The organism is uncultured Polaribacter sp., assembly GCF_947501385.1.
In the GTDB taxonomy this organism is placed as follows: domain Bacteria; phylum Bacteroidota; class Bacteroidia; order Flavobacteriales; family Flavobacteriaceae; genus Polaribacter.
On sequence record NZ_CANMVP010000010.1, the window covers coordinates 1 to 15,414 of the forward strand.

At 31.5% G+C, this 15,414-nt stretch carries 17 protein-coding genes; 10 read left to right on the forward strand and 7 right to left on the reverse strand.

From position 1 onward, the window contains the following. Positions 1–195: 195 nt before the first annotated feature. Together Q0998_RS07965 and Q0998_RS07970 are read left to right on the forward strand one after the other, a co-directional pair. Positions 196–1,119 (forward strand): bile acid:sodium symporter family protein, encoded by a 924-nt coding sequence (locus Q0998_RS07965; RefSeq protein WP_299668587.1) that lies wholly within the window; start codon positions 196–198, stop codon positions 1,117–1,119. 3 nt (positions 1,120–1,122) lie between these two features. Beyond that, entirely contained in the window at positions 1,123–2,181 is a 1,059-nt protein-coding gene (locus tag Q0998_RS07970; protein WP_299668590.1) for a 1-acyl-sn-glycerol-3-phosphate acyltransferase, read from the forward strand. Between the two features lie 162 nt (positions 2,182–2,343). On the opposite strand, the gene Q0998_RS07975 is transcribed toward Q0998_RS07970, so the two are convergent. From Q0998_RS07975 to Q0998_RS07990, 4 genes are all read right to left on the reverse strand, one after another. Then, positions 2,344–5,262, reverse strand: a complete 2,919-nt coding sequence (locus tag Q0998_RS07975) for a glycoside hydrolase family 3 N-terminal domain-containing protein (protein WP_299668593.1) — start codon at positions 5,260–5,262, stop codon at positions 2,344–2,346. A 271-nt stretch (positions 5,263–5,533) separates the two neighbouring features. Further along, positions 5,534–6,019 (reverse strand): ABC transporter ATPase, encoded by a 486-nt coding sequence (locus Q0998_RS07980; RefSeq protein ID WP_299668595.1) that lies wholly within the window; start codon positions 6,017–6,019, stop codon positions 5,534–5,536. A 163-nt stretch (positions 6,020–6,182) separates the two neighbouring features. Continuing rightward, complete coding sequence (locus tag Q0998_RS07985; protein WP_299668596.1) at positions 6,183–7,010, reverse strand: 3'-5' exonuclease; 828 nt, start codon at positions 7,008–7,010, stop codon at positions 6,183–6,185. Between the two features lie 76 nt (positions 7,011–7,086). After that, positions 7,087–7,941, reverse strand: coding sequence for a PPK2 family polyphosphate kinase (locus Q0998_RS07990; protein WP_299668597.1), 855 nt, complete (start codon positions 7,939–7,941; stop codon positions 7,087–7,089). 164 nt (positions 7,942–8,105) lie between these two features. On the opposite strand from Q0998_RS07990, the gene Q0998_RS07995 reads away from it, so the two are divergent. The 4 genes from Q0998_RS07995 (at position 8,106) to Q0998_RS08010 (ending at position 10,283) form a co-directional block, all read left to right on the forward strand. Next, positions 8,106–8,891: an MBL fold metallo-hydrolase gene (locus Q0998_RS07995; protein WP_299668599.1), complete on the forward strand. Its 786-nt coding sequence runs from the start codon at positions 8,106–8,108 to the stop codon at positions 8,889–8,891. Positions 8,892–8,908: 17 nt separating this feature from the next. Then, entirely contained in the window at positions 8,909–9,430 is a 522-nt protein-coding gene (locus Q0998_RS08000; protein WP_299668600.1) for a superoxide dismutase family protein, read from the forward strand. 231 nt (positions 9,431–9,661) lie between these two features. Further along, positions 9,662–9,946: a type II toxin-antitoxin system RelE/ParE family toxin gene (locus Q0998_RS08005; protein ID WP_299668603.1), complete on the forward strand. Its 285-nt coding sequence runs from the start codon at positions 9,662–9,664 to the stop codon at positions 9,944–9,946. A gap of 10 nt (positions 9,947–9,956) precedes the next feature. Further along, positions 9,957–10,283, forward strand: coding sequence for a helix-turn-helix transcriptional regulator (locus Q0998_RS08010; protein ID WP_299668606.1), 327 nt, complete (start codon positions 9,957–9,959; stop codon positions 10,281–10,283). A 111-nt stretch (positions 10,284–10,394) separates the two neighbouring features. Here Q0998_RS08010 and Q0998_RS08015 read toward each other — a convergent pair whose 3' ends face one another. The 3 genes from Q0998_RS08015 to Q0998_RS08025 all read right to left on the reverse strand — a co-directional run bounded on the left by Q0998_RS08015 (position 10,395) and on the right by Q0998_RS08025 (position 12,733). Continuing rightward, positions 10,395–11,000, reverse strand: a complete 606-nt coding sequence (locus tag Q0998_RS08015) for a thioredoxin family protein (RefSeq protein WP_299668608.1) — start codon at positions 10,998–11,000, stop codon at positions 10,395–10,397. A gap of 181 nt (positions 11,001–11,181) precedes the next feature. Then, on the reverse strand, positions 11,182–11,730 hold the full coding sequence (locus tag Q0998_RS08020; RefSeq protein ID WP_299668609.1) for a TlpA disulfide reductase family protein: 549 nt from the start codon (positions 11,728–11,730) through the stop codon (positions 11,182–11,184). Between the two features lie 220 nt (positions 11,731–11,950). Further along, positions 11,951–12,733, reverse strand: a complete 783-nt coding sequence (locus Q0998_RS08025; RefSeq protein ID WP_299668612.1) for a S1/P1 nuclease — start codon at positions 12,731–12,733, stop codon at positions 11,951–11,953. Between the two features lie 122 nt (positions 12,734–12,855). Here Q0998_RS08025 and Q0998_RS08030 point away from each other — a divergent pair, with 122 nt between their 5' ends. Genes Q0998_RS08030 through Q0998_RS08045 form a run of 4 tightly spaced genes read left to right on the forward strand, consistent with a single transcriptional unit; the run spans position 12,856 to position 15,356 of the window. Further along, positions 12,856–13,716: an SPFH domain-containing protein gene (locus Q0998_RS08030; protein ID WP_299668615.1), complete on the forward strand. Its 861-nt coding sequence runs from the start codon at positions 12,856–12,858 to the stop codon at positions 13,714–13,716. A 54-nt stretch (positions 13,717–13,770) separates the two neighbouring features. After that, positions 13,771–14,274 carry a hypothetical protein gene (locus Q0998_RS08035; RefSeq protein ID WP_299668617.1) on the forward strand — a complete coding sequence of 168 codons (504 nt, stop codon included), beginning with the start codon at positions 13,771–13,773 and terminating at the stop codon, positions 14,272–14,274. Further along, the gene (locus tag Q0998_RS08040; RefSeq protein WP_299668620.1) at positions 14,267–15,190 is read left to right on the forward strand and encodes an alpha/beta hydrolase; all 924 of its coding nucleotides are present in this window, start codon (positions 14,267–14,269) and stop codon (positions 15,188–15,190) included. Before Q0998_RS08035 ends, Q0998_RS08040 begins: the two co-directional genes overlap by 8 nt. Before the next feature lies 1 nt (position 15,191). Then, entirely contained in the window at positions 15,192–15,356 is a 165-nt protein-coding gene (locus tag Q0998_RS08045) for an Arc family DNA binding domain-containing protein (RefSeq protein WP_299668623.1), read from the forward strand. Positions 15,357–15,414 lie beyond the last annotated feature (58 nt).

Genomic DNA, 15,414 nt, shown 5'->3' on the forward strand with positions numbered 1-15,414 from the left:
AATAATAAACCAATTATTACTATTTTTAATAATGAAATAAATAACTAAAAACGGTCAACTCTAATCAGGGAAGTACAGTTAGCAAGAATGAAAAATTCTAACAAATGTCATTTCGATATGAGCTTTTTTTAAGCGATTGAGAAATCTCAACTTTGAAACTTTGAAACTTTGAAACTTTGAAACGAATCTAAAAACATGCAAAACCAAATAGACATAGATTCCATAAAAATAAACTTCGATGCTAGTGGCTTGTGGATCTTAAATATTGCCATTGCCATTATTATGTTTGGAGTAGCTTTAGGGATTTCTATTGAAGACTTTAAACGACTTTTTAAAAATCCGAAAATACTTTTTGTGGGAGTTTTATCACAATTTATTTTACTACCTGCATGTACTTTTTTAGCTATTTTAATTATAGAGCCACACCCCAGTTTTGCTTTAGGAATGATGATGATTGCGGCTTGTCCTGGTGGAAACGTTTCTAATTTTTTTAGTAAAATGGCTGGTGGAAATGCAGCTTTATCTGTAAGTTTAACCGCTTTTGCTACGGTAGTTTGTATTTTTATGACCCCTTTTAATTTGCAATTTTGGGGAAGTTTGTACGAACCTACCAATGCAATTTTAGAGACCGTAGAACTCAATTGGATAGATTTATTAAAATTGGTTTCTTTAATTTTAGGAATTCCGTTATTCTTTGGAATGTTGCTGCATCATTACCGCACTAAAATGGCAGAAAAAATAGAAAAAGTTTTAAAACCCATCTCGATGTTGGTTTTTATCGCTTTAATTTTTATTGCTTTTTCTCAAAATTTAGATATTTTTATAAATCACATTCACCATGTAATTTTCTTGGTAGTTTTTCATAATATTTTTGCATTTATTCTTGGATTTTATACCGCAAAAAGTTTTGGATTAAATAAAGAAGATCGAAAAACAATTGCTATGGAAACAGGGATACAAAATGGTGGTTTGGGTTTGCTTTTAATATTTGGCTTTTTTGATGGATTGGGCGGTATGGCATTACTAGCGGCTTTTTGGGGGATTTGGGATGTCTTTTCTGGAATTCTTTTGGCAACTTACTGGGGAAGACAAGAACGGAAAGTAATTAAAACCGTTTAGAGAATGGTACAAAAATTCTGGCTACTATTACTGCGCATTTATATAAAAACTGGTTTGTTTTTTTACACTAAAAGAATAAAAGTTTTAGGGAAACAAAATATTCCTAAAAAAGGAGCTGTTTTGTTTGCTGTAAATCACCCCAATGGTTTGATAGACCCTTTGTATGTTACAACCACAAATAAGAGAACCAATCATTATTTGGTGAGAGCTGCCTCTTTTAAAAATCCGATTGTTAAAAAAGTGCTAGCATTTTTACACCTAATGCCAATTTATAGAATTAGAGATGGCATTCAGCAACTCGCAAACAATCAAGAAATTTTTGAAAAGTGTTTTGGGATCTTAAAAAAAGGAGATGCCTTAATGATTTTCCCTGAAGGAAGCCATGACAAAAAAAGAACTATTAGACCTTTAAGCAAAGGATTTACACGAATTATATCTGGTGCTTTAGAGAAACATCCCGATTTAGAAATTAGAATAGTTCCTGTTGGAATTACCTATCAACATATTTCTAACTTTCCAGCGAAAGTTTGTATAAACTACGGAAAACCGATTGCTACCAAAAAAATTTTTGAAGCAAATGCTTTGGCAAAAGCAATACATATTTTAAAGTCTGAAGTTTCAGAACAACTCAAAAAACGAATAGTTCATATTAATGATGATGAAAATTATAATAAAACTTTACAAAAACTAAATGATGCTCAAGTTGATTTTACCAATGTTGATGTAGTAAATCTAATGATTAAAAACAATACAATTCCAAAGAAAAAAGAGCCAAAAAAGAATTACCTAACACCTTTGTTTTATCTAATTATTCTGAATAGTATCATTCCGTATGTACTATGGAAAATAGCAGCTAAAAAAATTGATGAAATTGAATTTATAGATACATTTCGGTTTAGCTTAAATCTGGTTTTTTGTACTATTTTTTATAGTTTACAAACTTGGATAATTGTTGTTTTCTATGGAAGTTTATTTGGTTTTCTCTACCTCACTTTTGCTGTTTTGTTGGTTTTAATTTATGTGAAATTTGCTCCTACAAATGCAAAAAAGTATGAAGAATAAATTGAAGCTGATAAACAAGTTTAGCCCAGATTGAAGTGACATCCTTTTTATGCTAAACTCAACTAACTATCTATTACAAATAATTATAGTATTTGTAACAGATAGCGAGATGCTGAAATAAAATCAGCATAAAAAGATATAACGGAAAGCTGGAATTAGCTTCTAATTTAAAATAGCATCTTGAATTACCTGTTGAATTTTTGTTCGCATATTGCTTCTAATCAAACCTCTATTGTCCATATTAGGATATACTCTGTTTGATAAAAAAACATAAACCAATCCGCTTTCTGGATCTGCCCAAGTATAGGTTCCTGTAAAACCAGAATGCCCAAAACTTTCATCGGAAACGCAACCACAAGTAGCTTTTACTTTAGGGTTTAATTGTGGTTTATCAAAGCCCAAACCTCTTCTTACTTTTTTATCTGAGAAATATCGATGGTTGAATTTATCAATAGTTTCTGATTTTAAATAGCGTTTTCCGCCATAAAAGCCTTTCTGCAAATACATTTGCATAATTTTACCAACATCGTTTGCATTGGCAAACAAACCCGCATGACCACCAACGCCTCCTAACATTGCAGCACCCATATCATGTACATTACCTTGCAATAATTGGTTTCTAAAATAATCGTCTTTTTCTGTGGGTACAATTTCGTTTAAATTGAATTTTTTAAGCGGTAAATACGTTGTTCTATCAGCACCTAAAGACTTGTAAAATTCTTCATCTACCAAGGTCTCTAAAGGCTTATCATACGTGTTCTCTAAAGCCTCTTTAAAAATATAGTAGCCTAAATCGCTGTACTTATACCCCGCTCTTAGTCTTTGATCTGCATTTTTTATGTATTTATAAATACTGTCTTTGTAATTTCTATTTAAAAAAAGATTTTCTGCAACTTTTATATTAAATTTATTGGATTTTTTCTTTCTGTAAAACGTTTCTAAATTGTTTCCTGTAACACTGTCTTGTGTATCTACATAAAAGGGAATCCACGCTTTTAATCGACCAAAATGAGAAAGTATTTCTTTTACAGTAATTGTATCTTTGTTGGAGTTAGAAAAACTTGGCAGAAGGTCTCTTAAACTTGCACTTAAAGGTATTTTATCTTCCTCTTCTGCTTTCATAATTAAAGGTAAGGAAGCGAGTATTTTTGTCAACGATGCTAAATCGTAAATATCTGAATTTTTTACGACTAATTCTTTATCGTGTGTATGATGACCATAACTTTTTTGTAAAATTACTTTACCATTTCTAGCCACAAAAATCTGAAAACCAGGGGCCATGTTATCATCAATAATGGTATCTGCCATTTTATCTATCAACGCTAGTTTTTTTGAAGACACCCCTGCAGCTTCTGGTATTGTGTATTCGAATCTACTCAAATGAAGCGTGTTGATACCAAAACCTTCTTTAAATACTGTTCCAATAGAAACTGGTAATTTTCCTTTTGCTGAAACGGCACCAAAAATTAATTGCGCAGAAATTTCTTGTGCCAATTTGCTATTTTGATAAGAAACTATTAAACCTTCTATGTTCGCAAAACTTTTTACTTGCAATAAACTGTACGGACTCGCAAAAACATCTAAAACCACCGATTTTTCTCTTGATATTTCTTGCAACCAAACCAAATCTTTATTCGAAAATTTATAACTTTTCCAAGGGTGTAAATTCGATTTATGAAAACCGATAATTACATAATTATAAGGTTTTAGTTTTTTGATCAATCCATCTAAATTCTTGTCTGAAATTACATCAACTTTTGTGTAGTTTTTTAACATGTTTATAAAAAAATCATTTTCTGCATTTCCTAACTTTACATAGGCAATCTTCTTCTTTTCTAAGTCTCTAATGGGCAAATTATTATTGATATTCTTCACCATTGTTAAAGCGTTTTTTACCAATTCTCTATGCAACAACTCATCTTCTACTCTATTTAAATCTTCATTTAAATTTTCTAAAACAATCGGTTTGTAATTATGCAAACCTGCCCAATATTTCGATTTTAATATTTTTCTTACAGAAAAATCTAAACGCTCTTCTGTTAATGTCTTTGTTTCTAAAGCTTTTTTCATTAATGCTATAGAAGCTGGTACATCTTGCGGAATTAACAACAAATCATTTCCTGCTTGTATTGCCGCCAAATCTATTGCTGCTGAAGTTGCGTAATTTGTTGCTCCTTTCATGTTTAATCCATCTGTAATAATAAGGCCTTGAAAACCTAGCTTTTGCTGTAGCAAATTTGTTACTACATTTTTAGAAAGTGATGTTGGTAAATTTACATCAGACTCTAAACTTGGTATGTTTAAATGCGCAGTCATTACACTTGCCAAACCAACATCAAATGTTTTTTTATATGGGTATAATTCTATGGAATCTAAACGTGCTGCATCGAAATTTAACAATGGCAATGTATGATGCGAATCTGATGCCGTATCTCCATGGCCAGGAAAATGTTTGCCATTTGCTAAAACGCCCTCACTTTGCATTCCCTGAATAAAAGCAATGGCTTTTTGAGTTACATTTTCTTTATGCTCTCCAAAAGACCGATTTCCAATAATAGGATTTGCAGGATTTACATTTACATCAATCACAGGTGCAAAATTTACATGAATTCCTAAACGCTTGCAATGTGCTCCTAAATGCTGCCCAAATTGTTTTATTAAAGAATCATTTCTAATAGCACCCAGAGTCATATTCCATGGAAATCGATAGGTATTGTCTAAGCGCATGTCTAAACCCCATTCTCCATCAAAACCAATTAATAAAGGTATTTTGGCAGCATCTTGATATTTATTGTTTAGCGTTGCTTGTTTTTCTGGAGTTCCCTGCATAAAAATCAAATTCCCTACATGATATTTTGTAATCATTTCAGTAATAAAATCTTCGTGTTTTTTATCAAGGTTAGAATAAGCTTGCACCATAAATAGTTGCCCAATTTTTTCATCTATAGACATCGCATTCATAATACTATCTACCCAAATATCTTGCGCAACAAAATCTTTAGTTCTTAACGGATCTACTGTTTGTGCGCTGAAATTGTACCCCATAGCGATGAGTAATAATCCTAGTATTTTTCTCTTCATTCTTTTTAATCTATTTTTTGATCGCCTAAATATCTTAGGCAGATCTATGCAGGTTTTTAATTTAATATGAGCGTAATTGAAGGGGGAGTACTTTTGTAATCTCATTCCGAAACTAACATTTCTGAAAAATTCGGCAATGGTAATCTTTAAAAACAAATTACTGTGTTGCACTAGCAACAACGCTTGTCTATAAAGTTATTTAGGGGAAATTATTACATCCTTAATGTAAATTATTTACTTATAAGAATCTTTGTAGTTATGAAATCAATAGTTATACCAAAAAGCGTTTATGCCAACTTTGTTTTGCAGGAACTTCCCAATTGTTTTCAAATTCTTCTTTGGTATTTACCATATTATTAAAGACAATGGTTTCTGAGGTTACTTTTTTGTCTTTGGCAAATTTCTGAAAATCAGGCAATTTCACCAAGTTAATATTGTCATGATCTTTAAAAGTAACATTCATTTTATTCATTAAATCTAGTTGTAATTCATTTTGTAATTGCTGTACAAAACGAACAGAACTGTCTATAGAACAACCAGAAACATTGTTAAAACTTTCATCTACCGCCAAAACTAAAAACTGGTTGTACTTAATGGTAAATGAACCTTTTAAATCATCTCCATGACGTGTCCATTGGTTGATAAAATCTTCTGCTTTTGCAGAAATAATTTCAATTTCTTTCGATGTGAATTCTCTATCAGATTGGTAAATCCAAACACGAGAATTGCTAGGTAAATTTTTATATGCTGTAAACATTATTTGTGATGTTTTATTCGTTAATTTTAAAATACTTAAAGTTCTCTTCCGAAGTTTCGGAACGCTCGAAAAAAACACTTACAAGCATTTGTCTCACGTCATTACAACCGTTTGATCAATTTTTATCTCAAGCTTCGAAGTTGTAAAGTGTGTAAAACAGTTACTAACGCAAATTAAATTTTTGTTGCAAGGCTTGTAATTTATCTTCGTCTGACATCGTTTTTTTTGGCGAAGACATTCTTGCTTTTATTTCTTTTAAAACCTTCTTGGTGTATAAAGGGAAATCTGCATTCTGAATCCAATTATGATATCCAGGATTTTCTTTAAACACCTCTTCTACAGTTCTACCTTTGTATTTTCCGAAAGAGAATATTTCTTGTTTTTCATCATTCATCAAAATAAAACCAGCAAAATCTGCTCTTACTCCGTGTGTAGAAAATTCACTTAACGTGTCTACTGAATTTCCTATATCTTCATATTTATCAACTTGAGCCAACAGAATTTCATAAGTTGCATTGGTATCTGCTTCTGCACCGTGTGCTCCTTCTAATTCTTTTCCACAGTAAAATTGATATCCAGCACCTAAGGTTCTTTGCTCTTTTTTATGGAAAATAACTTGTACATCAATCGCCTTTCGATCTTTCATATCAAAGTCGATTCCTACACGCATTAATTCTTCTGCCAATAAAGGAATGTCGAATCTGTTAGAATTAAAACCTGCCAAGTCGCAGCCTTCTATCATTGTACTTACTTCTTGCGCTAATTCTTTAAAAGTAGGTTCTGTCACCACTTTTTCATTAGTAATTCCATGTACATCTGTTGCTCCTTGCGGAATTTCAATTTCTGGATTCACCAACCAAGTTTTACTTTCTTTATTTCCGTTCGGAAATACTTTTAATATCGCAATTTCTACAATTCTGTCAGTTGCAATATTAACTCCGGTAGTTTCTAAATCGAAGAATACAATCGGTTTGTTTAGTTTTAAATTCATGTTTACTTTTATTCAACCTCTCGACTCCGCTCGAGGAGACATATTTCTGTCAGTTCGAGCGCAGTCGAGAACTAGTTTATTCGTTATTCAATTGTTCTTTAAATTCTTCGATTCTAAAAGCTACTTTTTCGGGTAATTCTGGTGCTTTAAAATTGTACTTTTTTAATTCATGATGTAAAATTTCCGCCAAAATATATCTTGCAGTCGATTTATCATCTGCAGGAATTACAAACCAAGGTGTATTTTCTTTCGAAGTTCTGTTTAATAAATCTTCGTAACAGAACTGATATTTGTCCCATAATTTGCGCTCTTTTAAATCGCCCGCAGAAAATTTCCAATTCTTTTCAGGAATGTTTAACCTTCTTAACAACCTATTTTTTTGTTCCTTTTTAGAAAGGTTCAAAAAGAATTTTAAAACAATGGTTCCGTTTTTTACCAAATGATCTTCAAAATCATTAATTCTTTCCATTCTATCATGGTAAAAAGCAGCATCTAAATCTTCTATCGTTTGAATTGTTGGTATGTTTTCACCAAAAACATATTCAGGATGCACTCTTGTAACCAATACGTTTTCATAATGCGTTCTATTAAAAACCCCCATTTTTCCTTTGGCAGGCAAGGCAATATAATGCCTCCACAAAAAATCATGTTTCAATTCTAATTCCGTGGGTACCTTAAAACTATGCACTTCTACACCTCGAGCATTCACATCTTTAAAAACCTCTCTAATTAAGCTGTCTTTACCAGAAGTATCCATTCCTTGTAAGCAAATTAACACCCCGTATTTGCCTTCTGCATACATGGCATCTTGTGTTTTGCTTAATTTTTTACGGAGTTTCTTCAGCTTCTTTTCAGCATTTTCTTCCAGCTCTTTTGTCTTAAAATCTTTCAACACTATTTGCTGAGAAACTCTATATTTTTCTAAATTCATTCCTGATTTTATTATTTCTTAAAGATAAAAAAATTATCTTTTTTAATGCCCTTTTTTCATATAGTTTAACAAAAAAATTCAAATTCAATAAAATTAAAAAAATGTTAACAGAAAAGGACGTTTTTAGTTGCTATCTTTGAAGAAACTAACTCAGATTTTGAATCATGTATAAAAAAATTTTCACGCTATTATTACTTGCTTTTGTAATTGTTTCTTGTAAAAAAAACGATACAAAAAATGAAGCTTCAGAAATTATTGCTGATCCTAAAAAAGTAACGAAAACCGATTTAAAAATCACGCCTATTTCCCACGCAACTGCCGTTTTAAATTTTAATAATGAAGTTGTTTATTTAGATCCAACAGGTGGCGCAGCAGCTTTTGCTAATTTTGAAAAACCTACCTATGTTTTAATTACAGACATTCATGGAGATCACATGAATTTAAAAACCTTAGAAGCTTTAGATTTAACAGCGACTAAAATTATTGCTCCTAAAGCGGTTGCAGACAAGCTTTCAGATTTAAAAGTGAAAGAAATCATTATCATCAATAATGGCGAAGAAAAAGCTGTTGCTACTTTTACTGTGGAAGCCATAGCTATGTATAATTTACGTGAAGAAGCTTTAAAATTTCACGAAAAAGGAAGAGGAAATGGGTATGTACTAACGATAAATAATGAAAGAATTTATTTTTCTGGAGATACAGAAGACATTCCTGAAATGCGAAATTTAAAAAATATTGACAAAGCTTTTGTTTGTATGAATTTACCATATACCATGACGGTTGAAAGTGCTGCTGATGCCGTTTTAGCATTCAAACCTAAAAAAGTATACCCTTATCATTATAGAGGAACAGAAGGTTTGAGTGATGTTGTTGAATTTAGAAAGCTTGTGTACTTGAAAAGTCCTTCTATTGAAGTTGTACAATGGAATTGGTACCCAAACAGAAAATAATTAAAAAATAAAGACTGATGAAAAATTTAAAAAAACTAGGAATTTTAGTATTTGCAATAAGCTTTTTTGCTTCTTGTAATACAGATGAAAAAAAAGCCGTTGCAAACATTGAAGCTAAAAGTGGTAGCAATGTTTCTGGAACGGTTACTTTTATTCAAAAAGACGGAATGGTCACGATGAATGCGGAACTTTCTGGACTTTCTGAAGGAAACCACGCCATTCATATCCACGCTGTTGGAGATTGTTCTGCAGAAGATGGTAAGTCTGCTGGTGGCCATTGGAACCCAACAAACAAAAACCATGGAAAATGGATGCAAGAACCTTTTCATATTGGCGATATCGGCAATTTAGTAGTTGGTGCTGAAGGCACAGGAACTATTGAAAGAACAACAAACTTGTGGTCTGTGGGTGATAGAGACAACGCTAAAAATGTGGTTGGACATGCTATTATTATTCATAAAGGTCCCGATGATTTTAGTTCTCAACCTTCTGGAGCTGCAGGCCCAAGAATTGGTTGTGGTGAAATTGTTAGGAAATAAAATATTTGAAAATATAATTGTAAAACCGAGTCTTAAACTCGGTTTTTTTTGTTACAAAAAATGGAACTGTGTTATTACGCTATTAATTTAAATACAATAAGTACTACGAATTAAATTAACAAAGTTTCCTTATAATTCAACTTTTTCATTATCTTTGTTATAAGTTAAACCACAAAAAAGTCAAATGAAACCAAAATTTGAGGTAGTTTTCTTGAGCAGGCTATTGATTTCATGTCTAAATTAGATGCAAAAGCAAAAAAGAAAATCTACTATAATTTAGATAAAGCAAAACTCGAAAACGATTCAAAGCTGTTTAAAAAGCTAACTGACGATATTTGGGAATTCAGAACACTTTATCAAAGTATTCAATACAGATTATTTGCCTTTTGGGATAAAACTAATAAAACCGAAACACTTGAACTATGTGCACACGGAATGATTAAAAAAGTAAGTAAAGTACCAAAATCGGAAATTGAAAAAGCATTGAAAATTAGAGCAGAGTATTTTGATAAATAAACTCAACGTTATGGCAAAAAAGAAAATAAAAATGATGACACTTGACCAAATGAAGGACAAGGACATTGGAAAAGTTGGAACACAAGAACGAGACAAATACGAGTTTGATCTACGAATGGAAGTTCTTGGTGATATGATTAAGTCTGTTCGAAAAGAACGCAAATTGACTCAAGAGCAACTTGGCAAACTCATTGGGGTACAAAAATCACAGATTTCAAAACTCGAAAATAATACAAAAAATGTAACTATCGAGACGATTTTAAAAGTGTTTCGAGCTTTAAAAGCCAATGTAAAATTTAGTGTAGAAATGAACGAATCAGAATTTAAAGTCGCATAAACACCTCTATATAACCGTGTATAAAAAACTATACATTAGTATTTAAAAAAATTAGCAAAAAAAATCCCAAACTTTAATTTGGGATTTTTCAATTAAATAAAATTTTAGAATTTACTGCACTTTTATAGAACATCCGATGGCTCTCGTTTCGGTTTTTGATATTTTTTTTCCAGCCAATAAAGCATCTAAAGCATTCTCTACATACTTTTCTGTAACCTTGTCTGGATTTCTAGCACTGTTATCAATTGCACCAATGTATTGTACTTTTAGGTCGTTTTTAGTCACAATATATACATGTGGTGTTTTTGTAGCTCCAAATTTTGGATACACTTTCTGCCCTTCATCTAACAAATAAGGAAACCGAAACCCTTTTTCTTTGGCTCTTATTTTCATTTTGTCAAAACTATCATCAGGCACCGCAACAGGATCATTAGGATTGATTGCAATTACAGGAAAGCCTTTGTTTTCATATTTCTTGTTCAAAGCAATAATTCTGTCTTCGTTTGCCACAGAATAGGGGCATGTATTACAAGTAAAAATAATAACGAAGCCTTTTGCTTCTTCATAATCTGCCAAAGAAATCATTTCGCCATCTATATTTTTAAGCGCAAAGTCTTCAATAGTGTCTCCTACTTTGTAACCATCATTTGTTTTCAATGTAAATGCTGCCGTAACTGCAAAAACACAAAGGAATAGTGTTAATTTTAGTACTTTCATCGTTTTATAGTTTTAAAAGGTTTATAATTAAAAAAGGTTTCTTGAAGTAAACTTCAAGATATCCTCTAAAATTGTCATTCTCATGAACCTTGCCTGCAGCAGGCAGGAACGGGAATCTAAATAAAGAATTTTTTAGTTTACAATTAAATACAAAATTCAAACTGAAAACATGTTTATAATTTCATTCCAAAATATTTGGCTTCAAAAAATTCTTTATTTCTGTTTCTAGAGTTTTATAGTCAAAAGATTGTTCGTAAAACTTTCTTTTATGTTTGTTGTAAATAAGGGTTGCTGGTATTGCGCCAGACCAAGTGGAATCGATGGCTTTGATCCAAACATCTTCATTGATATCGTCTAACAACACCACTTTAGATTGTAAATTTTTCTTTTTTATAAACGGAATTAGTTTCTTGGCTACTTGCTTCGGAAAATCTAAACTCACCAGTAAAACTTCAACATTTTTATCAGCATATTCTTTTCCCAATTTTTCAAATTCTGGCAATTCTTTTACACAAGGTCCGCACCAAGTTGCCCAAAAATTAACGACGTAAATTTTATCATCCTTTTTTTCTAACAAAGGTTTTAACTCTTCATACGTATATGACTTTACAGTAGTTTGTAAATTGGTTTGTAAAGAAATTTTAGGGCTTTCAACATTTTTAACAACTTCCTTTTTACAAGAAATGAATCCTAAAAAAATTAAACCAAGCAGTATGCCTTTTGTTTTCATTTTATAAATTTACAGAATAATTAGAAACCAACGTGTTAATTAACTGATTCTTAACATAAAAAAACATACAGAGGCTAGCCCATAAAAGACCTAATTTTATAGATATTTATTTTTTTTGTGTAAATGTAAGACACAGATTTCACAAATTCGCAAAGATCTTGATCGCTATTATCGCGTTAAATTTACGAATTCCTTCCTTCAAAGAATTAAAAAGTTTTGCTTAGCAAAAAATATCATTCAATATTTTTGCCAAACGAATACCTCCAATTTGCAGTTGGTCTCTTAAAGTATCTAAATGGTCGTAAGAGTATTTGTAACGTAAATTCTCACCAACTTTTACAGAATGATACACTTCTTTTGTAATTTCATGTACCTCATCTACCCATGCTACGACAGATCCTTTTTCGATGGCTTCAATTTGTTTTTTAGACAAATCTTTTGCGTTGTTTGCCAATTCTACATAGCTCATATTCCATGTTTCAATCATTTTCGTATCCCAAACTGCGTGTAAATTTGTTCCTTCTCCAAACCATTGCACTTGTATGGAGTTTCCTCCTTTATCTTCTCTTCTTCCAATATGCATCGGTTGATGTAAATCGCCCACAAAATGCACCAACATTTTTAAAAAGAACGCTTTGTCTTCTGTAGAACTGTTTTTATCCTTTAAAACCGTGATGCATTTCTGAATTCCAGAAACTAAATCTCCTTTCGGATTTTTCTTTGCAGTTGCATAGGTTTCATCCAAATCCATATTTATATAATGCCAAGGATAGTATTCGCTGTATTTTCTATCAGATTTTATTTCATCAGCAAAAGTAGAAACAAAGGCCAAACTTTCTCCTTTTAACAACTTATTAACCGCTTTCTTTGCTTTTTTAGAGAGATGACTTTCGGCAATTTTACCAGTAACTCGATGTCCGTTTTGTCCCCAAAAAACAGTATCTTCTTTTGTAGACTTCGAAAAAAACAATACAGATATAAATAGAAATAATTTGATTCTCATTTTTAGTTTTTAAAATTAATTTTCAGCTAAATTATAAAATTAAAGACAATAAAATTTGGAAAAGTAAAAAAATATAATGTATCTTTATGATATCAATTTAATATCAAACTAAATCATACATAATGAAAGCAGAAAAAATTATCAAACCAGCCAATGGTTATCTAATGTTAGCAATTGTTCTTATTCTTTTCTTTGGAAGTATTGCCCTCTCCATTCAACAAGAAAATGCAGTGTACCTCATCATCTCAGTAATTAGTTTTGTGGGATTATTTGGTTTTATTTTAGTAAATCCGAACACTTCTAAAGTGGTTTTACTATTCGGAAAATATATGGGAACTATTAAAGACAATGGTTTGTATTGGGCAAATCCGTTTTTTAGAAAGAAAACAATTTCTCTAAGAGCAAGTAATTTTGACAGTGAACGTTTAAAAGTGAATGACAAATTAGGAAACCCTGTAATGATTTCTACCATTTTAGTTTGGCGTGTTACAAATACCTATAAAGCTGCTTTTGATGTAGATAATTATGAAAATTTTGTACGCGTACAAACAGATGCTGCCGTTAGAAAGTTAGCAAGTATGTATCCTTATGATAATTTTGCTGATGAAGGTCATGATGAAGATATTACGCTTCGTTCTAGTGTAAATGAGGTTTCTGAAGCTTTAGAAAAAGAAATTGATGAACGTTTAACCATTGCAGGAATTGAAGTTCTTGAAGCTAGAATTGGATATTTAGCCTACGCAAATGAAATTGCTTCTGCAATGCTAAAAAGACAACAAGCAACAGCCATTGTAGCGGCAAGACATAAAATTGTACAAGGTGCTGTGGAAATGGTAGAAATGGCATTGGCAGAATTGAGTAGAAAGAAAATTGTTGATTTAGATGATGAGCGCAAAGCAGCAATGGTAAGTAATCTATTGGTTATTTTATGTGGAGACAAAGAAGCTTCACCGGTTGTAAATGCAGGAACTTTAAGTCATTAAGAGCTCATCTTCATCTTCCCAAAGGGAAGAAACTCAAATCTAAAAGAATAATTAATGAGAATTTTCAAAGAAGAACAGTGTTTTACACAACCTTGGTTACTAGTTCTTTTGACGGTAAGCGTCATTGTTCCTATTGTTACCGTCTTTCAAGAATATTTTAAAGAAGATACTAAAATATCTACGAATAGTTTTCTAATTAGCATCGTGGCAATTGTTGCATCTGTCGCTTTGATTTTCTTTTTCAAATTAAAAACTAGAATCGATGAAACTGGTATTCATTATCAATTTTTTCCGTTTCATTTAAAGCTTAAAAGTATCAAATGGAATGACATTGAAATGGCCACGGTAAGAAAATATGACCCTATTGGTGAATATGGTGGCTGGGGAGTAAAAGGTGGTTTTCTTTGGAACAAGAAAAAAGGAAGATGCATGAATGTTTCTGGCAATCTTGGCATTCAATTAGAATTAAAAAATGGCAAGAAATTATTAATAGGAACCCAAAAAAAAGAGGAAGCTATAAATGTTTTAAAAACATATAAAGAAAAAAATAATGATTAAAGTTCTTACCTATTTAACAGTCTATATATTTAGTATTCTAGTGACAATCGCTCAAATAAAGACCGAAGAAATCACCATTCATAATATGGCAATTCAATTACCCGGAACGCTTAGCTATTCTCAAGAAAATACGCCGCTAATTATATGGGTTCATGGTTCTGGTCAGATAGATAGAAATGGAAATCAACCCGCACAAAATGTAAAAGCAAATTACATTCAACAGTTTAGAGATGCTATAAACAAAGAAAATATTGCTTTTTTTAGTTATGATAAAAGAACTGCAAACCCTAATAATAAAAATTTTCTAAAAGACACACAAGTTCTAGATTTTGCCTATGATGCAGAAGAAGTGGTTAATTATTTTAAGAAAGACAAACGTTTTTCTGAAATTATTTTAATTGGTCATAGCCAAGGTTCATTAGTTGCTATGTTGGCTTCAGAAAAAGTTGATACATATATTTCTATTGCAGGTGCAGGAGAAACTGTTGATCAAACAATTATAAAACAAGTTACAGCACAAAGTATTGAATTTGGTGAAATTGCTAAAGCACATTTTAAAGAACTAAAAGAAACAGGAACGGTAGAAAATGTAAATCCTAATTTAATTTCAATTTTTGCGAAACCAAATCAAGCATTTTGGAGTTCTTGGATTTCTTTAGATCCTGTTGAAGAAATTAAGAAGCTACAAATTCCAGTACTAATTTTAAATGGTGATAAAGATCTACAGGTCCAAATTGAAGATGCAAATAATTTAAAAGCTGCAAAACCAACTGCAGAACTCGTGATTATAAAAAACATGAATCATGTTCTAAAGAATATCCAAAAAGACGAAGACAATTTAACATCTTATTTTTCATCAGAATTTGCAATTTCAGAAGCACTAATACGTACAGTAGTTTCATTTGTAAAAAAATAACATGGCAAAGAAAAAAGCTTTCGCGTTGCGAGTAAATGAAGACATGATAAAAGCCATTGAAAAATGGGCTGCAGATGAGTTTCGTTCTACAAACGGGCAGATAGAGTGGATGTTAATGCAGTCTTTAAAAGACGCTAAAAGAGAACCTAAAAAAAAGGAAGAATAATTCTCATCAATAGGAATGGGCTTAAGCCCATTCCTATTGATGAGAATGTTAAAAAAAC